Source organism: Aeromonas sp. BIGb0405 (assembly GCF_024807335.1).
Classification (GTDB): domain Bacteria; phylum Pseudomonadota; class Gammaproteobacteria; order Enterobacterales; family Aeromonadaceae; genus Aeromonas; species Aeromonas rivuli.
This window is the reverse complement of record NZ_JANUEP010000007.1, coordinates 47,975-68,884: the sequence shown is the minus strand read 5'-3', so window position 1 is coordinate 68,884 and position 20,910 is coordinate 47,975. Positions and strand designations below refer to the sequence as shown.

Genomic DNA, 20,910 nt, shown 5'->3' with positions numbered 1-20,910 from the left:
CTCCTTGGGGTTGCCTTCAGGCTTCCAGTTCCAGTAGCTGGGTCGGCCAGCCGAGTTTCTGCTGGCGCTCGACCTCGAGCCGCAGCTCGCTGGCACGCAGGTAGTGTTCGTCCAGCCAGCCCTTGGGCAGACTGAGGGTGAGGGCATCTTCGTCCGCGGTCAGGGTGAACTGGGGCACAGTGCCTTGAGTGCGGCGCATGCAGAGGATCAGCGAGATGCGCAGTATGCGGGCAAGGCGGGTGGCCTGGCGGGCAGTGACGGCACCCTGGCGGTCCAGAGGTTCCTGCTTGAACTCATCCCGCTGGTTGAGCAGCAGGGCGGACAGCAGTTTTTTCTGGGCAGGGGTGAAGCCCGGCATGTCGATGTTGTCGATGATGTAGGCCGCATGCTGAGGGGCCTTCTTGTACTCGATGCACAGGCCTATTTCGTGCAGCAGGGCGGCGTAGCGCAAGATGGGGCGACCGTAGCGTTTGGAGAGACGCCAGGCAGGTTGCAGCTGGTTGAATGCCTCGACCGCCGTATCCCTGACGCGCTCGGCGTGTTCCCTGTCGAGTTGGTAGCGGCTGATCAGGCTGTCTGCGGTGCGATCCCTGGCATCACAGTCATGATTATTGCCGAGCAGACCGTAGATGAGTCCCTCGCGCAGGGCGCCCCCCGCCAGGGTCATGCTCTCGATGCCGAGCACCTCGAAGATGGCGATCAGGATGGCGAGACCCGAGGGGAACACGGTCAGCCGTTCGGCCGCCAGCCCCTCAAGCCGCAACTTGTCGAGGCGACCACAACCGATGGCTTGCTCCATGAGCTCTTGCAGCTTGGGCAGAGTAACCCGCTCGCTCTTGCCTTGGGCCAGCATGATCTCTTGCAGCGCCTGGACGGTGCCCGAGGCGCCGACACAGGTGCGCCAACCCAGGGCGCGGTAATCCTCAGCGACCGGTGTCAGCACGGCCTTGGCGGCGGCGATGGCCTGGTTGAAGCGGGCTTCGCTCAGCTCGCCATCACCGAAATGATTGTTGAGCCAGGTGACACAGCCCATGTGCAGGCTGTTGAGCAGCTTGGCTTCGCTGTGTTCGCCGATCACCAGCTCCGTGCTGGCGCCGCCGATGTCGATCACCAGGCGATTGCCTTCCCCGGCGGAGGTCCAGGAGACCCCTTCGTAGATGGTTTTCGCCTCTTCCTCGCCGGAGATGACCTCGATGTTGTGATTGAGGACACGTTCGGCCTCGCTCAGGAACTCATCGACGTTGGTTGCCAGACGCAGGGTCGCCGTGCCTACCACCCGAATGTTATCGGCGGGAATGTCCTGCAACTGTTCGGCAAACAGGCGCAGGCAGTCCCAACCTCGGGCCATGGCAGCCTGGCTTAAGCGAAATTCCTGATCGAGACCGGCGGCGAGGCGCACCTTGCGCTTGACCTTGGTGACGGTACGCAAAGCGCCAGCGACCTCGCGCACCACCAGCATATGGAAGCTGTTGGAGCCGAGGTCGATGGCAGCATAGAGCGGCGAGTTGTGCAACTTGGCTGCCCTTAGTTCTTGCGAGGCGGGCGACGGCGGTTGTTGCTGTTGCCACCACCCTGGCGATCCCGCGAGTTGCGGTTCACCGGTTGGCGGTTGCGGTGGATCCGTTTCGGTGCGGTTGCATCATCCAGCAGCGCATCGCGGTCGTATTTGCTGACCGGGATGGCATGATGGATGTACTCCTCGATGGCCGGCAGGTTGAAGGCATAGTCTTCACAGGCCAGGCTGATGGAGTGACCGCTCTTGCCGGCGCGGCCGGTACGACCGATGCGGTGCACGTAATCTTCGGCATCGTCGGGCAGGTCGTAGTTGAAGACGTGGGTCACGTCCGGGATGTGCAGACCACGGGCGGCCACGTCGGTGGCGACCAGGATGTCGAGCTTGCCCTGAGTGAAATCTTCCAGGATCTTCATCCGCTTCTTCTGCGGCACGTCGCCTGTCAGCAGGCCGGCGCGATGGCCGTCGTTTTCCAGCCAGGCTTGCACGTCTTCACAGACATGTTTGGTGTTGGCGAAGACGATGGCTTTATCCGGCCACTCCTCTTCCATCAGGGAGAGCAGCAACAGCATCTTGTCTTCGTTGGAGGGGTAGAACAGCTCCTCCTTGATGCGCACGCCCGTCATCTGCTCCGGCTCGACTTGCACATGTTCCGGGTGGTTCATGTGTTCGTAGGCCAGCTCCTGCACCCGCAGGGAGAGGGTCGCGGAGAACAGCATGTTCAGACGCTCGGTGGCCTCTGGCATGCGGCGGAACAGGAAGCGGATGTCCTTGATGAAGCCCAGATCGAACATGCGATCCGCTTCGTCCAGCACCACAACCTGGATGCAGCCCAGATCGATCACCTTGGACTTGAAGTAGTCGATGATACGGCCGGTGGTGCCGATCAGGATGTCGACCCCCTGTTCCAGCACGGCCAGCTGCTTGTCATAACCCTCGCCACCATAGGCGAGGCCGAGCTTGAGCCCGGTCGAGGCGGACATGCTCTCGGCATCGTTGTAGATCTGCACCGCCAGCTCACGGGTCGGTGCCATTATAATGGCGCGAGGCTGGTTGACCAGGCGCGGCTTGGTCAGCGGATGGGTCAACAAATAGTTGAAGGTTGCAGCCAGGAAGGCAAGGGTCTTGCCTGTACCCGTCTGGGCCTGTCCGGCGAGGTCATGACCTTCGACCAGCAAGGGCAGGGACAGTGCCTGGATGGGGGTGCAATAGTGAAATCCCTTTGATTCCAGACCAGCCAGAACTTCGGGTTCGAGGCCCATTTGGGCGAATTTATCGGTCGTTAAGTGTGTTTTGCTCATGGCGGTAGGTTATCAGGTTAGGCTTGCAATAATAAACAGGATCATTTCAAATAGGGCAACTATTGCCTTCGTTGACGTCTCAATTAAGGCCTTATTTACTGACTGGAGTTGGAGATGAGTGACAAGATTGTTCAGCTGAGCGATGCCAGCTTCGAGGCAGATGTAATCAAAGCCGCTGGCCCTGTTCTGGTCGATTTCTGGGCAGAATGGTGTGGTCCTTGCAAAATGATTGCTCCCATTCTGGACGAAATCTCCCAAGAGTATGAAGGTCGTGTGACCGTGGCCAAACTGAACATCGACCACAACGCCGAGACCGCCCCCAAGTACGGCATCCGTGGTATTCCCACCCTGCTGCTGTTTAAAGACGGCGCAGTGGCCGCCACCAAGGTCGGCGCCCTGTCCAAGACCCAACTCAAAGAGTTCCTGGACGGCAACCTGTAATTATCAAGAAGGAGCGCATTGCAATAATGCGCTCCTTGTGTTTTATGACCTAGACGCTCACCCCGATTGGTGCTAATTTAACGCTCGTTTGCTAACCGTTTTGTCTGACGCTTTGCTTAACAACAGTCTGGCGAATCCAATCCTATCGGCATCAATCCAGCAGACTGTCTCGTCCCCATTCAATCCTTGCTTACAGACTTTCACCACTATGAATCTGACTGAATTAAAGAACACTCCTGTGTCTGAGCTGGTCAAGCTCGGCGAAACCATGGGGTTGGAAAATCTGGCTCGGGCCCACAAAAAAGATATTATTTTCGCGATCCTCAAGGCACACGCCAAGGGTGGTGAGGATATCTTTGGTGACGGTGTGCTGGAAATCCTGACCGATGGCTTTGGCTTCCTGCGCAGCGCAGATGGCTCCTATCTGGCTGGCCCGGATGATATCTATGTCTCCCCAAGCCAGATCCGCCGCTTCAACCTGCGCACCGGCGATACCATCTCCGGCAAGATCCGGCCACCGAAAGAGGGCGAACGCTACTTCGCGCTGCTCAAGGTCAACGAGGTCAACTACGACCGTCCGGAAAACGCCCGCAACAAGATCCTGTTTGAAAACCTGACGCCGCTGCACGCCAACGAGCGTCTGCGCATGGAACGTGGTAACGGTTCGACCGAAGACATCACCGCCCGTGTACTGGATCTGGCGTCCCCCATTGGTCGTGGCCAGCGTGGCCTGATCGTGGCGCCCCCCAAGGCCGGTAAGACCATGCTGCTGCAGAACATCGCCCAGAGCATCGCTTACAACCACCCTGACTGCGAACTCATCGTGCTGCTGATCGACGAGCGTCCGGAAGAAGTGACCGAGATGCAGCGCATGGTGAGAGGGGAAGTGATCGCCTCTACCTTCGACGAGCCCGCCTCCCGCCACGTTCAGGTTGCCGAGATGGTGATCGAGAAGGCCAAGCGTCTGGTCGAGCACAAGAAGGATGTGGTGATCCTGCTGGACTCCATTACCCGTCTGGCGCGTGCCTACAACACCGTCATCCCCTCATCCGGCAAGGTACTGACCGGTGGTGTGGATGCCAACGCCCTGCACAGGCCCAAGCGCTTCTTCGGTGCCGCCCGTAACGTTGAGGAAGGCGGCAGCCTGACCATCATCGCGACCGCACTGGTCGACACCGGCTCCAAGATGGATGAAGTCATCTACGAAGAGTTCAAGGGTACCGGCAACATGGAACTGCACCTCTCGCGCAAAATTGCCGAGAAGCGTGTCTATCCTGCCATCGATATCACCCGCTCCGGCACTCGCAAGGAGGAGCTGCTCACCGCTCCCGACGAGCTGCAGAAGATGTGGATCCTGCGCAAAATCATCCACCCCATGGGTGAGATCGACAGCATCGAGTTCCTGATCGACAAATTGGCAGCGACCAAGACCAACGACGAGTTCTTCGACTCCATGCGTCGTCAGCAGAAGTAAGTGCTCGCCGAGTGCTGTGCAAACCGCGACCTTTTGGTCGCGGTTTTTGTTTATCCGCGCCCTGGCTCCTTGTTGCGCAGGGGGCTGGCAGGTTAAACGTGGCCAGCGAGTCCTGAGTTGTCGGCAGATGGCGGATGGATTGGCCAATTTGGCCGCAAGATGCCGCAATCCGCGTGGGATCGCGGTTTTGGGTAAAGGATTTGCCGTACTATGAAGCCTGGATGTCACATGGATAGAGACGTCATGAAAGGATTGGTTTTTTTATTGCTGGCCAGCCTGCTGGCGGGAACGGCCATGGCCACCCCCGTCAGCAAGCCACCCCCGATCAAGAGTGCCCTGGTCGCCGATGAGGGACTGCGCGAGAGCCAGCGTTATCTGCTGGAGCAGCTCCAGGCCGGTCGGTTTGATGCGGTGGATACCTTGCTCGCCTCCCTGAGCCTGGGCCAGCGTGAGTTTCTGCTCTACCAGCTGCTCAGCGACCTGCAGCACATACCCGCCACGGCGCCATTGCAATACTGGGTGCAGACCCAGTCAACCAAGGCACCTCAATGGCTAGTCGAAGGGGAGGTCGATGGCTTCCTGATGCAGCTGCCCGCCTATGACTTTCCCGCCGAGGCCCGTCTGTTGCTCACCCACTGGCAACAGCAGAACTGGCAGGCGCAGTATCGCCAGGCACTGAGCAATGGCAGCTTCGAATGGAAGAGCGTCTACAACAGCCGTAACCCCCTCCTGGCCCAGCAACAGCAGGCCTTGCTCCAGGCGATAGCCCAGTTGCCCGCCGGCTTGCTGTACAAGCAGGCGCAAGCGCTGGGCAAGCTGAACATATTCCTGCCCGATAACCGGCTGCTGAGCCAGCTGCTGCTGCGTACTGGCGAGCCATCCCTGTTTCTCATGCTGTGGCGCCAGCCAGTGGACGATGACAGTCTGGTGGCCCTCAAGGCATTGTCTTCCCTGCAGCAAGGGGACACGGCGAGCGATCTGCTCATCGCCGCGACCAGGAATCCCAAGCTGAAACGGCCAGCCCTGAAGGCGCTGAGTCAGCTCTCGCCTCTGCCCATCAAGGCCCAGGACTTCCTGCTGGCCGAACTCGGCAACAGCCAATATGGTGGTTTGGTCGCCAGCCTGCTGCTCGAGGTCGATGAACCCAGACTGCTGGTACGATTGGCCGATGAATTGACGCGCATGGAGCGGCGGCCGAACATCTCCCTGCTGTTGGCACCCGATACGGGTACAACAGGGACTCCGCCGGGGTTATAATGCCCCACCTCCTGAATCCAGCCGGTACCCGCATGAAATACAAGGACTTGCGTGATTTTATCGCGCAGCTCGAGAAGAAAGGCCAGCTCAAGCGCATCAGCCAGGAGATAGATCCCTACCTGGAGATGACCGAGATCAGTGACCGAACTCTGCGGGCCGGTGGCCCGGCGCTGCTGTTCGAAAATCCCAAGGGGTATGCGATGCCCGTGCTGACCAACCTGTTTGGCACCCCGGATCGCGTCGCCATGGGCATGGGCCAGCAGGACGTGAGCGCCCTGCGTCAGGTCGGCACCTGGCTCTCTTATCTGAAAGAGCCCGAGCCGCCTCGTGGTCTCAAGGAGCTGATGGAGAAGCTGCCCATCTTCAAGCAGGTGCTCAACATGCCGACCAAGCGGGTCTCATCGCCCCCTTGCCAGCAGCTGGTGCTGGCAGGGGATGAGGTGGATCTGGACAAGTTGCCCATCCAGCACTGCTGGCCAGGGGACGTAGCCCCGCTGGTCACCTGGGGGCTCACCATCACCCGTGGCCCTTACAAGCAGCGTCAGAACCTCGGTATCTATCGTCAGCAGAAGATCGCCAGGAACAAGCTGATCATGCGCTGGCTGGATCATCGCGGCGGCGCCATCGATTTTCGCGAATGGCAGGAGGCCCATCCAGGCAAGCGCTTCCCGGTGGTGGTGGCCCTCGGCGCGGATCCCGCCACCATACTGGGCGCCGTGACCCCGGTGCCTGATTCGCTCTCCGAGTATGCCTTCGCTGGCTTGCTGCGGGGCAGCCGCACCGAGGTGGCCAAGGCCCTGAGCTGCGACCTTGAGGTGCCCGCCAGCGCCGAAATCGTGCTGGAAGGCTACCTTGAGCCCGGTGAGATGGCGCCGGAAGGCCCCTATGGTGACCACACCGGTTACTACAACGAGGTGGATGAGTTCCCGGTGTTCACCGTCACCCATATCAGCATGCGTCGGGATGCCATCTACCACAGTACCTATACCGGCCGCCCACCCGATGAGCCGGCGGTGCTCGGCGTGGCCCTCAACGAAGTATTCGTCCCCATACTGCAAAAGCAGTTCCCGGAGATAGTGGATTTCTATCTGCCGCCTGAGGGGTGTTCCTACCGGATGGCGGTGGTGACCATCAAGAAGCGCTACCCGGGCCATGCCAAGCGGGTGATGCTGGGGGTCTGGTCCTTCCTGCGCCAGTTCATGTACACCAAGTTCGTGATCGTCTGCGACGATGACATCGATGCCCGTAACTGGCAGGATGTGATCTGGGCCATCACCACCCGCATGGATCCTGCGCGGGACACCACCCTCATCGAGCATACTCCCATCGACTATCTCGACTTCGCCTCGCCCGTCTCGGGCCTGGGCTCAAAGATGGGGCTGGATGCCACCAACAAGTGGCCGGGGGAGAGCAATCGCGAGTGGGGTCAGCCGATAGTTCAGGATGAAGCCGTCAAGCAGAAGATTGATGCCATCTGGTCTGAACTGAATATTTTCGACGACGCGACCCCAGGGTCATGAGTCTGAATCAATAAAAGGAGCGGGCCGGCCGGCCCGTCGCAAGGAATAGAATGCAACGTATCAAGTGCCGCGTAGCGGAGCTGCGTGAATATGTCGATACCATCTGGCACGTGGCCCTGACGCCACAGCAAGAGGTGAATTTCAAGCCGGGCCAATATCTACTGGTGGTGATGAGCGATTCGGACAAGCGACCCTTCTCCATCGCCAATTCGCCGACCCGGGAGGGGGTGCTGGAATTGCAAATCGGGGCGACTCCTGAAAACGCCTACGCAGGTCAGGTGCTGGCCCGCATGCGCGAGCAGGGCGAAATCGAGGTGGAGCTGGCGGCTGGCAAGGCCTTCTTGCGTGACAGCTCGCCCCGTCCGCTGATCCTGATGGCGGGAGGCACCGGCTTCTCCTATGCCCGCTCCATACTGGAGTCCCTGATTGCCAACGGCAGCAAGCGTCCCGTCTTCCTCTACTGGGGCGTGCGTCAGGCCCATTGGCTCTACGAGCAGGCGGAGATGGAGCGCTGGGCCGCCAGCTACGAACCGCTCACCTTCATCCCCGTGGTGCAGGAGCCCGAGGCTGACTGGGGCGGTCGTATCGGTCTGGTACACAAGGCGATCATGGATGATTTCGTGAGTCTGCATGACTACGACATCTATGTGGCGGGCCGCTTCGAGATGGCGGGCGCGGCGCGGGAAGAGTTCAAACTGCTGGGTGCCGAGCCTGAGCGTATCTTCGGCGATGCCTACGAATTTATCTAAATGAAGCGTTCTTACCGATAAGTTCGCGGATATAACAAACCCCAGCCTGGCTGGGGTTTGTTATTTTCTGGCGCGAGAGACCAGGGCTTATTCGCTCTTGCCGCCCAGCTTCTGCTCGAGTTGCTCCAGCTTGGCTTCCAGGGCGGTCAGCTTCTCACGGGTGCGCAGCAGCACCTTGGTCTGCACATCGAACTCTTCACGGCTGACCAGATCCAGTTTGCCGAGCTGCGCTTGCAGCACCTGGCGGATCTTCTTCTCCACTTCTTCGCCCATGGTACGAATGCCGGGGGGCAGGGCGTTCTGAACCTGCTTGGCAATATCTTCCAGTTTCTTCGGGTCGATCATCACATCTTCTCCTCATCTGATGGCGCCATTCTACCGACTATTTGCCCGCTTTGCCGAACCCTGGGGGATTTTTGCGACACTGTCCGATCCGGCTGGCTGGTCGGGGCAGGGTCAGTCGTGGCCGCTGATAACCTATTGAGTCTGTCTAAAATGCAATTCCTTGACCTTGTACACAAAAAAATCAGATCAGATGACTGACCAGATGGGTGATAATTGTTGCTTGCCTGTTAATATGTTGGTGGTGGCGACAAAGCGTCGACTCGTATGGATAACAACTAAAGAGACATGGATATGAAAAAGAAGCTTGTTTATGTAGCCGTGCTCAGTGCCCTGCTGGCGGGTTGCGGTGGCAGTGACAGTAAGGATGACGACACCTCCAGCTACCTGGACTATCTGCTAACCGGCTCCAATGCGGTGCGGCCGAGCGCCCTGGCTGCGCGGGCCAGCGATGGTACCCTCAAGTTTTCCACCGAGACGGCGGATCGCTCCAACCCGGTGTCAGCCCTGTCGACCCTGGATGGCTGGTCCACCACCCAGGCGATCCAGATTGTGCCTGTCACCGGTTCGGGTACCCAGGTGCCTGCGCCCGCCGCGGCTGAATTCGGTGCCTCGGTCGCTCCCCTCTATCTCTTGGAGCTGGAGTTCGACAGCGCCACCTTGCGCCCGAGCGGCGTCAAGAAGCTGCTCAGCTACGGCAGCGACTACGTGGTCGCCAGCGCGGGGGGCAAGCTCAACCTGGTGCCGCTCAAGCCGCTCAATCCCTCTTCCTATTACATGATTGTCGCCACCGACAGTCTGAAAGACAGCGATGGCAAGGCACTGCAGGCCGGTAGCGATTACAGCAACTTCAAGGGCAGTGCAGGCAGCACGGTTCAGGAGCAGACCATCAATGGCCTGATCACCCTGCAAGAGGCGTTGTTCAAGGGCGCTACCGGGGTGAGCAGCGACCATGTCATCTTCTCCGACTGGTTCGGTACCCAGTCCGGCGCCGATGTGTTGCTGGCGGTGAAAGGGGCCGCGGCCTCCATTCTCAAGAGCCCGACCCTGGATGCGGCCGCCCTGTGGAAACAGGATGCCGAGGGCAATGACAGCCTGCCGCTCACTTACACCATGACGGGCCTCAATGCCGGGGTCGATTTCCTGACCCAGCTGGCGGGTGAGCCCTTCCTGCCGGACGAGCAGAAGTCCCTGCTGGAGAGCGTCATTGGCGCCAACCCTCAGTTGAGCGGTATCGCGGCTGCGACCAAGGTGTACACGGGGGCGGTCAAGCTGCCTTACTTCCTGGCAACACCAACCAGCGCCGGCTCCTGGGACAAGGCGAAGACTCAGTCCTGGCACGGTGCCATCCCCAGCCTCTATGCCATCGCCAATGCGCTCAAGGCCAATGACAGCGAGGTGATCGGTGGTCTGGTGGGGGCGGGCGTGGATCCGGCTTTGCTGGGCGAATTGATTGCCGATCCGACCCGTCAGGCCGAGTTGCTGGCCGAGGCGAGCAAGCTGATCGGCGCGACCATCACCTCGGGTGGCAAGCCGCTGGATGCCGAGCAGAACATAGGCCGCTTCAACCCGCTGCCGGCCCTGACCGAGGTGCAGGACGTGCCGATGCGCATCTTCTCCGCCGCGCCGCTCAGTGCCGTCACCGACGTCATCATCTATCAGCACGGCGTCACCTCGGTGAAGGAGAACGCCTACGCCATCGCCCTGAGCCAGATTGGCGCCGGCCTGCAGGCCAGCAAGAACGTGGCCATAGTGGTCATCGATCATCCACTGCACGGGGAGCGCGGCTACGCCCTGACCGGCAGCCTGGATTCGGTTACCACCGAGAGCAATCCAACCCCCTATCTGAATCTGAGCTACCTGACGGTGGCACGGGACAACCTGAAACAGAGCGTGGCCGACTTGCTCGGGCTGCGTCTGGCGGTGGGGCTGGCCAATGCCAAAGGCCTGGGCACCCAGCTCGGCGGCGCCGGGCTCAAGGTACACTTCCTTGGCCACTCCCTGGGGGCCATCTCGGGAGCCGATCTGCTCTCCGTCTCCAACCAGGACATCGGCAACCCCTTGGCAAATGCCCTGTTCAAGTTCGACACCGGCGGCCTGGGCATGCCCGGTGGCGGCATAGCGCCCCTGCTGCTCAACTCGCCGACCTTCGGCCCGACCATCAAGATGGGCGTGCTGACCGCAGGCAGCCCGGCGCTCAAGGCTGGCTTTACCGCCTATGCGCCTAGCTGCCAGACGGCGGTGCCAAGCTGCTTCGTCAACGAGTTCCTGCCGAGCCTGGACGCCGCCACTCAGGCGAGCGCGGCCAGCACGTTGCAGACTTACAGCTTCGCCGCCCAGTCGGTGCTGGATTCGGCTGATCCCATCAACCTGGTGTCAGGCATCAAGACGGACTTCCCGCTGTTTGCCTCCGAGATCGTGGGGGATGGCGCCAGCAGCCTGCCGGATCAGGTGATCCCGAACAGCATTGCGACTGCGCCGCTGGGTGGCACAGAGCCGCTGCTCAAGCTGCTCGGCTTGCAGCCGCTGACGGCAACCGGCGCGGCCAACCACCATGCGGTGCGTATCCTGGCCGGTGGTCACAGCTCGCTGTTGGCACCAGACGAGCACTTCGATCCGACCGGCAAGGTGACCACCGAGCTGCAGACCCAGTTCGCCAGCTTCTTCATGAGTGGCGGTACCGCGGTCAAGGTCACGGATCCTACGCTGATCAAGCAGTAACTGTGCAGGCTCGAGTGAGCCAGCCAGCAAAACGCCGCCCTCGGGGGCGGCGTTTTTTATGGCGCTCTTTTGATGACGCTATGTTGCTGAAGCCCGACTAGGCCAGCTTGTGATGGCGGTCCAGCCAGCCTTGCAGCAGACCGACCAGCAGACCCACCAGATGGGCGATGTTGGCGGCGGTATGGCTGCCGAGCAGGTCGAGAAAAACCTTATGACAACAACGACTAGGCCAGCTTGTGGTGGCGGTCCAGCCAGCCTTGCAGCAGACCGACCAGCAGGCCGATCAGATGGGCGATGTTGGCCGTGCTGGTACCGAGCAGGTCGAAGAAGCCGAGCACCAGCCAGAATAGCATGAAGCCCATCAGTGCCGGTGGCAGGGCGAAACCGGACTCCGGTTGCAGGCGGCCGCGCAGCCAGAGGTAGCCGAGCAGGGCATAGACCACACCGGAGAGGCCGCCAAACAGCGGGCCGCTGGCGAAGAACTCGGCGATGTTGGGCAGGGCCGCCCCGACCAGCAGCAGAATAAACAGCTTGCCACTGCCCAGGCGCTGCTCTATCTGGCCACCCAGATACCACCACCACAGCAGGTTGAACACCAGATGCAATATGGAGAAATGGATGAAGGCCGGAGTCAGGTAACGCCAGGCCTGCCAATCGGCAAACTGGGCCAGTGTCGGGTGAAATGCCAGCAGGTCATAGATGGGCAGGCCGATCGCCTGCAGGGCATAGATAGCGAGACAGGCGATGATGACCAGCAGGGTGAGTGGCCCGGCGTGGTGCAGGAAATCAGTGATGGGATCCGTCATGCCCTTGCTGTAGTCGATGCGGACATCGGCCCGGCCGGACTGCCAGGAGGCTTCCATGTAGCGGGGGTGACTGGGCTCGGCCAGGAAACGCTTCACCTCGAGCTGGGCCTGGGCGACACGCTGCTCGTCGGCGAGCCAGATACTGACGCCAAGCTCTGACTGGGTCAGCTCGCACGGGATCCCCAGAGTGCTGAGGTAGTCGACCAGCGCCTGGGCCATGCGGGCGTTGTCTAGTACCAGCAGCTGTATCATGCCTGCCGGGACGTGCTCATCGGCGCCGCTCATGCATCGCCGGCCTGGATGGGGAACTCCTTGCGCCACGCCTCAAAGCCGCCATCCAGGCTGTATACCTCCTCGAAGCCTTGTTGCAGCAGGTACTGGGCTGCACCCTGGCTGCTGTTGCCGTGATAGCAGATGACGATGACGGGGGTGTCGAAGTCCACCTCATCCATGAAACGCACCAGACTGCCGTTGGTCAGATGAAAGGCGCCCACCGCATGAGATGTCTCGAATGACTGGGGATCGCGAATATCGACGAGTCTTGCCTCGCCCGCGGCGAGCTTGGTGTGGGCATCCTGGGCGCTGATGTGGGCGAATTGATCCATGACCTTGTCCTGATAGTAACGATAGGGTTGCAGTTTACCCCATGAGCGCGCCTGCGCTAAGGGGGCAATCTCCTCTGGGCACCCCGGCGAGGGCCTGAGCGCAATTTTCTTCAATACCCGGGCCTGTCATGGCCGCTAGGGTGGCCTCCTCTCATCTTGTTGGAGTGTCATTGATGGAAACGAGTCTGCTGTTATCCATGGCCGGGTTTGCCCTGGCCATGTCCATTACCCCGGGTCCCGTCAATCTGGTGGCCCTCAGCAACGGGGCCCGATATGGCTTTCGTGCCAGCCTGCGGCACGTGGTCGGGGCTACCCTGGGTTTCATCTTGTTGTTATTGCTGATGGGATTGGGCCTGGGCACCCTCTTATCGAGCTGGCCGGTGTTCGGCAGCGCCATCCGTTGGGGCGGGGTGGGTTTTCTCTGCTACATGGCCTGGTTGCTGCTGCGAGATGACGGCACGCTGAGTGCTCAGGAGGGCAAGCCTCCGGCATTCTGGTATGGCGCCATGATGCAATGGCTCAACCCCAAGGCGTGGCTGGCGGCCAGCATGGGGGTTGGTGCCTATGGCGCGCTAGGAGGGCTGGGGCAGGTACTGCAGTTTTGCTTGTTGTACCTGGTGATCTGTCTGGTATCGATTGCCTGCTGGGCTTATGCAGGCAGCCAGTTGCGGGAGGCCTTGTCATGCCGGCGTCGACTGCGCTGGTTCAATCGCGCCATGGCGGCGCTACTGCTGCTCAGCGGCCTCTATCTGGTGATGGAACCCTGATCTTGAGCACTCTGGGGCACTGGCCTGCTTTCTCATCACTCATCGCAGTGGACGTCTTGGCGCGACATCTGGGCACGATACTGGCCCGGAGTGGCGGCGACCAAGCGTTTGAACTGGCGCTGGAAGTGGGCCTGATCGGCGAAGCCGCTCGCCAGGGCGACATCGGCCAGGGATTGCCCCCGCTGTAACAGCATGCGGGCGTGGCGAATACGCTGGTTGAGCAGGTAGGCGTGGGGCGTCATGCCGTAGTGACGGTTGAAGGCGCGCACGAAGTGGGAGGGGCTGAGTTCGGCCACGGCGCTTAGCTGTTGCAAGCTGAGCGCATTGGCGCAGTCGTCCTGCATCAGCTCGGCGGCCCGTTGCAGGCGCGGGGGCGGGCGATCATCCCACTTGGCCGGGGTCAGGCGATGCAGTAGCTGGTGGCCGAATCCGTGGCAGGCCACCTGTTTGGCCAGGGTATCCTGGCTGCTATCGACCAGGGTGCGATAGAGGCTTGCCAATAGGGAATAGAGCAGGGGATCCCGACTGGCGGTCATGTCGAAGGGGCGAAATTCGCTGCCCAGACCCGCGTCTTGTTGTTGGCCCCTCAGCCAGTCGAGGTCGAGATAGAACATCAGATAGGACCAGGGCTGATCCGAGACGGGGTTGCAGGCATGGACCTCTTCCGGGTTCATCAGCACCAGCGTGCCGCTGCCAACGCTCTGCCAGCTGCGCTGATTGAGGTAGTGGCTGTGGCCGCCGGTAATGGCACCGATGGAGAAGTGGGCATGACTGTGTTTGTCATAGCAGACGCGCCGGCCATCTTGCACCGAGCGCGCCTCGATAAAAGGCAGTTCAGGGTCACGCCAGAACCTGTGACTGTCCGGGGTGCCCCTGGGGTGGCTCACGACCTCATCACCGAGCGATATCCGGGGCATGGCTGCCATGGATAGCAGGATGAAATGGGTAAAGGAGCCATGTCAGCCGCCCAGATAGGCTTGGCGCACTGCGGGATTGGACAACAAGGCGGCGCCCGAGTCTTGCAGCACCACCCGGCCGTTCTCCAGCACATAGCCTCTGTCCGCCAGCTTGAGTGCCTGGTTGGCATTTTGCTCCACCAGGAAGATGGTCATGCCCTTCTCCCTCAGCTGCAAAATGGTGTCGAAGATCTGCTGGATGATGATGGGGGCCAGGCCGAGGGAGGGCTCGTCGAGCAGCAGCAGGCGCGGCTTGCTCATCAGAGCCCGACCGATGGCCAGCATCTGCTGCTCGCCCCCGGACATGGTGCCCGCCCGTTGTTCCAGCCGTTCATGGAGCCGTGGGAACATGGTGAACACCTGTTGCAGCAGACCCTCTTGCTCATGCTTGTCGACGAAGAAGGCGCCCATGCGCAGGTTCTCCTCCACCGTCAGTCGGGCGAAGATACGCCGCCCTTCTGGCACCACGGCGATGTCTTTGCGCATGATGCGAGCCGTGGTGAGGGAGGTGATCTCTTCTCCCTCGAACCAGATGCTGCCGCTACTGGGTTTGGGTTCGCCACAGAGCGTCATCAGCAGCGTGGTTTTACCGGCGCCGTTGGCCCCGATCAGGGTGACTATCTCGCCTTCTTTTACCTCGACACTGACGTCGTGCAGGGCCTGGATCTTGCCGTAATGGGTCGATACGTTGCGAAGTTCTAACATCTTTTTGTCCTTACGACTCGCCCAGATAGGCCTTGATCACTGCCGGATTATTACGGATTTCCTCCGGTTTACCCTGAGCCAGCGGGGTGCCCTGATTGACCACGAAGATGCGGTTGGAGATCTCCATCACCAGCTTCATGTCGTGCTCGATCAGCAACACAGAGACGCCGAACTCGTCGCGCAGCCCGACGATCAGCTCGTTGAGCTCGTCGGTCTCATGGGGGTTGAGACCAGCTGCCGGCTCATCGAGCATCAACAGTGCTGGCTTGGTGGCCATGCAGCGGGCAATCTCGAGGCGGCGCTGCTGGCCATAAGCCAGGTTGCCCGCGGGACGGTTGGCAAGATCCTTGAGGCCCACCTTTTCCAGCCAGAAGGCGGACTGATCCAGTCCCTCCTGTTCGGCGCGGCGAAAAGCCGGGGTCTTGAACAGACCGGAGATAAAACCGGTGTTGAGGTGACGATGCTGGGCGACCAGCAGGTTTTCTACTGCCGTCATGTCCTTGAACAGCCGCACGTGCTGGAAGGTGCGCACCACCCCCTTGCGGGCGATCAGATGGCCGGGTAGCCCCTGGATCTCCTCGCCACGGTAACGGATGGTGCCACCGCTTGGCCGGTAGAAGCCGGTCAGGCAGTTGAAAATAGTGGTTTTGCCAGCCCCGTTGGGACCAATGATGGAGATGACCTCGCCCTGGTCGACATCCAGTTTGACGCCGTTGACGGCCAACAGGCCACCAAAACGCATCGACAGATCAGAGACCTCTAACAACTTCTGATTCATTTTTGCAGCTCCACTTGCTGGGCCAGGGTCATCACGAGCAGCCCAGCCAGGTGACGCATCGACAGATCAGAGACTTCCAATAACTTCTGATTCATTTTTGCAGCTCCAGATGGGGGCGAGTCATTGGCAGCAGACCCTGAGGACGCCAGATCATCATGAAGACCATCAGCAGACCGAACATCAACATGCGGTATTCGTTGAATTCGCGAGCCAGCTCGGGCAGTACCGTCATCACGATGGCGGCCAGCACCACGCCGATCTGGGAGCCCATGCCACCCAGCACCACGATGGCCAGCACGATGGCGGACTCGATGAATACGAAGGACTCGGGGCTGATAAAGCCCTGGCGCGAAGCAAAGAAGCTGCCCGCGAAGCCCGCGAAGCAGGCGCCTATGGTAAAGGCGGTCAGCTTGATGATGGTGGGGTTGAGCCCCAGTGATTTGCAGGCGATCTCATCTTCACGCAGCGCCTCCCAGGCACGGCCAAGAGGCATACGCAGCAGGCGATTGATGACGAACAGGGTGGCAATCACCAGCAGCAAGGCCATCAGATAGACGAAGATCACCTTGTGGTTGGCGTTGTAGGTGATGCCGAAGAATTCGTGGAAGGTGCCGAAGCCGCCGTCCTTGACGGTGCGGTTGAACTCCAGGCCACCCAGAGTGGGTTTGGGAATACCTGATATCCCGTTTGGGCCACCGGTAAGGGAGGTGAGGTTGTTGAGCAGGATGCGGATGATCTCGCCAAACCCCAGGGTCACTATGGCCAGATAATCCCCCCTCAGCCGCAGCACGGGGAAGCCGAGCAGGAAGCCGAACAGGGCGGCCATGCCCCCCGCGATGGGCAGGCACTCCCAGAAGCTCAGCCCGAAGTAGGTGTTGAGCAGGGCATAGCTGTAGGCGCCGACCGCGTAGAAGCCGACATAACCGAGATCGAGCAGACCCGCCAGACCGACCACCACGTTCAGCCCCAGACCCAGCATCACGTAAATGAGCGTGAGAGTGGCGAGATCCACGGCACCACGGGAGGCCATGAAGGGCCAGCTTACCGCCAGCAGCAGGGCGATGAGGGCCGCCGTGTTGTAGAGGCGTGGCGCCTGCTCCGGGCTGGGCAGCACCAGCTTGGAGACGCCGCTGGTGGACCCCTTGAACAGTCCCAGGATCTGGCTGCGCAGCAGCTGGAAGCAGAACACCAGCGCCGCCCCACCCAGCAACCAGATCAGGGAGACATCGAGTCGACTGATGACCAGCAGACGGGTGCCTTCCGTCTCGAGCTTGAAGCCGAGCAGCCAGAAGGAGAGCAGCATCAGCACCAGGCTGGCGACGCAGGCGTGAATGAATTGACGTTTCATCATACCTTCTCGACCTCCGGGCGACCCAGGATGCCAGTGCTGGCCATGGAGAGCGGCATCAGGCCGATGATATATGCATGTTTCATCATACTTTTTCGACCTCCGGGCGACCCAGGAGACCGGTGGGCATAAAGAGCAGCACCAGGATGAGCAGGGCGAAGGCCATGACGTCCTTGTACTCGGTGCTGAGGTAGCCGGCGGTGAGCGCCTCGACCACGCCGAGCAACAACCCCCCGATCACGGCACCGGGAATGCTACCGATGCCACCCAGCACCGCGGCGGTGAAGGCTTTCAGACCGGCCATAAAGCCGAGGTAGGGGTTGATGACGCCGTAATACATGCCAAGCAGCACACCGGCGACGGCGGCCAGGGTGGCCCCCAGCACGAAGGTAATGGAGATGACCACATGGGTGTCTATGCCCAGCAGGTTTGCCATCTTGATGTCTTCCGAGCAGGCGCGGCAGGCGCGGCCCATGCGGGAGCGGTTGATGAACTGGGTCAGCGCCAGCATGGTGATAAAGGTCACCACGAAGATGATGAGCTGCATATAGGAGAGACTGGCCTGGAAGCCATCTTCTGAGCCAAAGTTCCAGCCGCCACTGATCAGGGTCGGCATGGCGATGTCCCGGGATCCCTGGGCCATGCGCATCATGTTCTGTAAGAAGATCGACATGCCGATGGCGGAGATGAGGGGGATCAGACGGTTGCCGCCGCGCAAGGGGCGGTAGGCGACCCGCTCTATGGTCCAGCCATAGGTGCCGGTCACTATGATACTGATGAGAAAGGCAGACCCAAGCAGTATGGCGGTGGTGTCTATACCCATCATCATGAGGGCGGCCATGACCATGAAGGCCACATAGGAGCCAATCATGTAAACCTCGCCATGAGCGAAGTTGATCATGCCAATGATGCCATAGACCATGGTGTAGCCGATGGCGATCAACGCATAGGTACTGCCTATGGTTAATCCGTTCAGCAATTGCTGAACCAAATAAAGAATATGTTCGGACATACTGCGTTCCCTGTACTTGCCCGCAAAGACGTGAGGGGGTGAGCATGCTCACCCCCTCCGGCAGATTTATTATTTGAGTTGAGTAGAGGTGCCGTCGGCATGCCACTCGAACATGCCGAACTCGAAGCCTTTCAGGTCGCCATTTGCAGCCCAGGTGAGGGGGCCCATGACGGTGTCTATGGTGCTGCTCTTGATGGCCTTTTCCACGGCAACCGGGTCTTCACCCGCTTTCTCTATCCCGGCAGCCAGGGTCTGGACTGCCGCATAGGTGGTCCAGACGAAGGGACCGGAAGAGTCCTGACCTTTGGCCTTGAAAGCCGCGACGATCGGGGCGTTGGCTGGCACCAGGTCATATTTGTTCGGCAGCGTCACCAGCAGACCCTCGGAGCCCTTGCCACCGATGGCGGAGATGTCCTTGTTGCCTACCCCTTCCGGACCCATAAATTTGGCTTTGAAGCCTTTCTCATTTGCCTGGCGCAGGATCAGGCCCAGCTCCGGGTGGTAGCCGCCGTAGTAGACGAAATCGACGTTCTCTTTCTGCAGCTTGGCGATCAGGGCGGAGAAGTCCTTGTCGCCTGCGGTGATACCCTCGAAGGCCACGACTTTGACACCAGCCTTGTCCAGAGTGGCTTTCACGCTGGAGGCGATGCCTTCACCGTACTGCTTCTTGTCATGAATGACGGCGACACGCTGGGGCTTGACCACGTCGATGATGTACTTGGCGGCAGTCGGGCCCTGATCGCTATCCAGACCTATGGTCCGCAGCACCATCTGGTAGCCACGCTCGGTGATCTTGGGGTTGGTGGAGGCGGGGGTGATCATCAGCACGCCTTCGTCTTCATAGATGTCGGAGGCGGGCAGGGTGTTATCGGAGCAGAGGTGGCCAACCACAAATTTGACACCGTCGTTGATCACCTTGTTGGCGACCGCGACCGCTTGCTTGGGATCGCAGGCATCATCATAGATGACGGCCTCGATCTGCTTGCCCTTGATGCCGCCAGCCTTGTTGATCATCTCGACGGCCATCTTGCCGCCGGTGAATTGCATGTCGCCATATTGAGCGACCGGGCCGGTGACCGGGCCTGCAATGCCAATCTTGATGGTATCGGCGGCATAGGCCATGGAAACAGAACCAAACAGCGCCATAGAAACCGCTGCCCTGACTGCAACCTTGCTCCAGTTATTCATAGATTCGTCCCTTTAATCAGTGGATTGTTTCACACCGGGCAGACTTCCCGCTTGTCCGGCAATGGTAAGGTTCTATCATTCCTGCCCCAGTAATAACAAGCTGTTAAAGATATGGCATAAGGGGGGTTAGGTGGGGGTTAGATGAAGCTTGCTACTATGTATAGACATTTACTTGGTGTTTCATGCTGTTTCGTGTGGGCAACATAAAGTTAACATTCGAATCTTGTTGATTTGATAGCGGAAAAACCTGACGAGTTTTTACTCTGATGAGGCTCCCATTTCGTTCAAAATCTGTTTGCGCAAACTCTGGGCAGCACCTAGATTAGCCAGCATCGGCAATCGCCTGATAGTTCCCGTTAATTTCAAGCCTTTATTCGGGAAATCTGCTAAGGTTCCGCTTTTGATATTCAGGAGACAGAGATGGCCACTATTAAAGATGTCGCCGCGCGCGCAGGCGTATCCATCTCCACCGTCTCACATGTACTCAATCACACCCGTCGGGTCAGCGAAGAAGCAACCCAAAACGTGCTTGAGGCGGTGGCAGAGCTCAACTACGCACCCAATTCGGTGGCGCGCAGCCTCAAGATAAATTCGACCAAGACCATCGGCATGCTGGTCACTACCAGTGCCAACCCCTTCTTCGCGGAGGTGGTGCGCGGGGTGGAGGCTTACTGCTTCGAGCAGGGCTACAGCCTGATCCTCTGCAATACAGAGAACCAGCCGCCCCGTCAGCAGCATTATCTGAGAATGCTGATGGAGAAGCGGGTCGATGGCCTGCTGGTATTGGGCACCGACATCGATACCCCCCTGCGCGACATGCTGCGCATCCACAAGAATGTGCCTCAGGTGGTGCTGGATTGGGGAACCGAGTGCGATTTTGCCAACGTCATCAATGACAACGCCCGCATCGGTGCCCGCATGGCGGTCAGCCACCTGCTGGAGCAGGGTCACCGCAATATCGCCTGCATCACGGGTCAGCTCGACAAACCAACCACCCAGCAGCGACTGGATGGGGTGCGCGATGCCCTGGCCGAGCAGGGGCTCACCTTGCAGGATGAACAGATCTTCGAGGGTGACTACGAGAGTCAGAGCGGCTTCGACCAGATGCTGCATATCCTGGCGCTCGAGCCGCGTCCGACCGCGGTCTTTGCCTTCGACGATCCCATGGCGATAGGCGCCATTTGCGCGGCCTGGGAGGCCGGGGTCAAGGTGCCGGACGACATCTCCGTCATCGGCTATGACGATGTGGAGATGGCGCGCTTCTCCAGCCCGCCGCTCACCACTATTCGCCACCCCAAGGCCGAACTGGGTCTGTTGGCGGTGCAACAGCTGGTGAGCCGGATCCGCAACAAGGAGCTGGAAGTCGAATCCATGACGGTGCAGCCCGAACTCATCGTGCGCCGCTCGGTCAAGTCCTTGCGCTAAAC

The 20,910-nt window shown here is 60.1% G+C and carries 19 protein-coding genes; 8 read left to right on the top strand and 11 right to left on the bottom strand.

Annotated features, from left to right (window positions below; translation table 11 throughout):
• Nucleotides 1-16: 16 nt before the first annotated feature.
• Together gppA and rhlB are read right to left on the bottom strand one after the other, a co-directional pair.
• Nucleotides 17-1,513: a guanosine-5'-triphosphate,3'-diphosphate diphosphatase gene (gppA, locus tag M2366_RS15365; RefSeq protein WP_224431658.1), complete on the bottom strand. Its 1,497-nt coding sequence runs from the start codon at nt 1,511-1,513 to the stop codon at nt 17-19.
• An 11-nt stretch (nt 1,514-1,524) separates the two neighbouring features.
• Nucleotides 1,525-2,814 (bottom strand): ATP-dependent RNA helicase RhlB, encoded by a 1,290-nt coding sequence (gene rhlB / locus M2366_RS15360; RefSeq protein ID WP_042043964.1) that lies wholly within the window; start codon nt 2,812-2,814, stop codon nt 1,525-1,527.
• Between the two features lie 114 nt (nt 2,815-2,928).
• On the opposite strand from rhlB, the gene trxA reads away from it, so the two are divergent.
• The 5 genes from trxA to fre all read left to right on the top strand — a co-directional run bounded on the left by trxA (nt 2,929) and on the right by fre (nt 8,255).
• Nucleotides 2,929-3,255 (top strand): thioredoxin TrxA, encoded by a 327-nt coding sequence (gene trxA, locus M2366_RS15355; RefSeq protein WP_042043962.1) that lies wholly within the window; start codon nt 2,929-2,931, stop codon nt 3,253-3,255.
• Nucleotides 3,256-3,463: 208 nt separating this feature from the next.
• On the top strand, nt 3,464-4,729 hold the full coding sequence (gene rho, locus M2366_RS15350) for a transcription termination factor Rho (protein ID WP_042043959.1): 1,266 nt from the start codon (nt 3,464-3,466) through the stop codon (nt 4,727-4,729).
• Nucleotides 4,730-4,972: 243 nt separating this feature from the next.
• Nucleotides 4,973-5,986 (top strand): hypothetical protein, encoded by a 1,014-nt coding sequence (locus tag M2366_RS15345; protein ID WP_224431659.1) that lies wholly within the window; start codon nt 4,973-4,975, stop codon nt 5,984-5,986.
• A 32-nt stretch (nt 5,987-6,018) separates the two neighbouring features.
• The gene (gene ubiD / locus M2366_RS15340; protein ID WP_224433065.1) at nt 6,019-7,506 is read left to right on the top strand and encodes a 4-hydroxy-3-polyprenylbenzoate decarboxylase; all 1,488 of its coding nucleotides are present in this window, start codon (nt 6,019-6,021) and stop codon (nt 7,504-7,506) included.
• 50 nt (nt 7,507-7,556) lie between these two features.
• Complete coding sequence (fre, locus tag M2366_RS15335; protein ID WP_259237307.1) at nt 7,557-8,255, top strand: NAD(P)H-flavin reductase; 699 nt, start codon at nt 7,557-7,559, stop codon at nt 8,253-8,255.
• Nucleotides 8,256-8,342: 87 nt separating this feature from the next.
• Here the strand turns inward: fre and M2366_RS15330 are convergent, their stop codons facing one another.
• Nucleotides 8,343-8,600, bottom strand: coding sequence for a ubiquinone biosynthesis accessory factor UbiK (locus M2366_RS15330; protein WP_042043955.1), 258 nt, complete (start codon nt 8,598-8,600; stop codon nt 8,343-8,345).
• Between the two features lie 291 nt (nt 8,601-8,891).
• Between M2366_RS15330 and M2366_RS15325 the strand changes: the two genes are divergently transcribed.
• Entirely contained in the window at nt 8,892-11,318 is a 2,427-nt protein-coding gene (locus M2366_RS15325; RefSeq protein WP_259270110.1) for a VolA/Pla-1 family phospholipase, read from the top strand.
• Between the two features lie 224 nt (nt 11,319-11,542).
• Here the strand turns inward: M2366_RS15325 and glpG are convergent, their stop codons facing one another.
• The gene (gene glpG, locus M2366_RS15315) at nt 11,543-12,376 is read right to left on the bottom strand and encodes a rhomboid family intramembrane serine protease GlpG (RefSeq protein WP_259270133.1); all 834 of its coding nucleotides are present in this window, start codon (nt 12,374-12,376) and stop codon (nt 11,543-11,545) included.
• Between the two features lie 29 nt (nt 12,377-12,405).
• Nucleotides 12,406-12,729: a thiosulfate sulfurtransferase GlpE gene (glpE, locus tag M2366_RS15310; RefSeq protein WP_042043952.1), complete on the bottom strand. Its 324-nt coding sequence runs from the start codon at nt 12,727-12,729 to the stop codon at nt 12,406-12,408.
• A gap of 173 nt (nt 12,730-12,902) precedes the next feature.
• Here glpE and M2366_RS15305 point away from each other — a divergent pair, with 173 nt between their 5' ends.
• Nucleotides 12,903-13,496 carry a LysE family translocator gene (locus M2366_RS15305; RefSeq protein WP_157014102.1) on the top strand — a complete coding sequence of 198 codons (594 nt, stop codon included), beginning with the start codon at nt 12,903-12,905 and terminating at the stop codon, nt 13,494-13,496.
• Nucleotides 13,497-13,531: 35 nt separating this feature from the next.
• Here M2366_RS15305 and M2366_RS15300 read toward each other — a convergent pair whose 3' ends face one another.
• The 6 genes from M2366_RS15300 to M2366_RS15275 all read right to left on the bottom strand — a co-directional run bounded on the left by M2366_RS15300 (nt 13,532) and on the right by M2366_RS15275 (nt 19,483).
• Entirely contained in the window at nt 13,532-14,383 is an 852-nt protein-coding gene (locus tag M2366_RS15300; RefSeq protein ID WP_259270109.1) for an AraC family transcriptional regulator, read from the bottom strand.
• A 72-nt stretch (nt 14,384-14,455) separates the two neighbouring features.
• Entirely contained in the window at nt 14,456-15,157 is a 702-nt protein-coding gene (locus M2366_RS15295) for an ABC transporter ATP-binding protein (protein ID WP_042043951.1), read from the bottom strand.
• Nucleotides 15,158-15,167: 10 nt separating this feature from the next.
• Nucleotides 15,168-15,935, bottom strand: a complete 768-nt coding sequence (gene livG, locus M2366_RS15290; protein WP_042043949.1) for a high-affinity branched-chain amino acid ABC transporter ATP-binding protein LivG — start codon at nt 15,933-15,935, stop codon at nt 15,168-15,170.
• A gap of 91 nt (nt 15,936-16,026) precedes the next feature.
• Nucleotides 16,027-17,283, bottom strand: a complete 1,257-nt coding sequence (locus tag M2366_RS15285; protein ID WP_259270132.1) for a high-affinity branched-chain amino acid ABC transporter permease LivM — start codon at nt 17,281-17,283, stop codon at nt 16,027-16,029.
• Nucleotides 17,284-17,368: 85 nt separating this feature from the next.
• Nucleotides 17,369-18,295: a high-affinity branched-chain amino acid ABC transporter permease LivH gene (gene livH, locus M2366_RS15280; protein ID WP_042043944.1), complete on the bottom strand. Its 927-nt coding sequence runs from the start codon at nt 18,293-18,295 to the stop codon at nt 17,369-17,371.
• Between the two features lie 69 nt (nt 18,296-18,364).
• Nucleotides 18,365-19,483 (bottom strand): branched-chain amino acid ABC transporter substrate-binding protein, encoded by a 1,119-nt coding sequence (locus M2366_RS15275; protein ID WP_042043942.1) that lies wholly within the window; start codon nt 19,481-19,483, stop codon nt 18,365-18,367.
• Nucleotides 19,484-19,903: 420 nt separating this feature from the next.
• Between M2366_RS15275 and M2366_RS15270 the strand changes: the two genes are divergently transcribed.
• Nucleotides 19,904-20,908 carry a substrate-binding domain-containing protein gene (locus M2366_RS15270; RefSeq protein WP_042043940.1) on the top strand — a complete coding sequence of 335 codons (1,005 nt, stop codon included), beginning with the start codon at nt 19,904-19,906 and terminating at the stop codon, nt 20,906-20,908.
• Nucleotides 20,909-20,910: the final 2 nt, after the last annotated feature.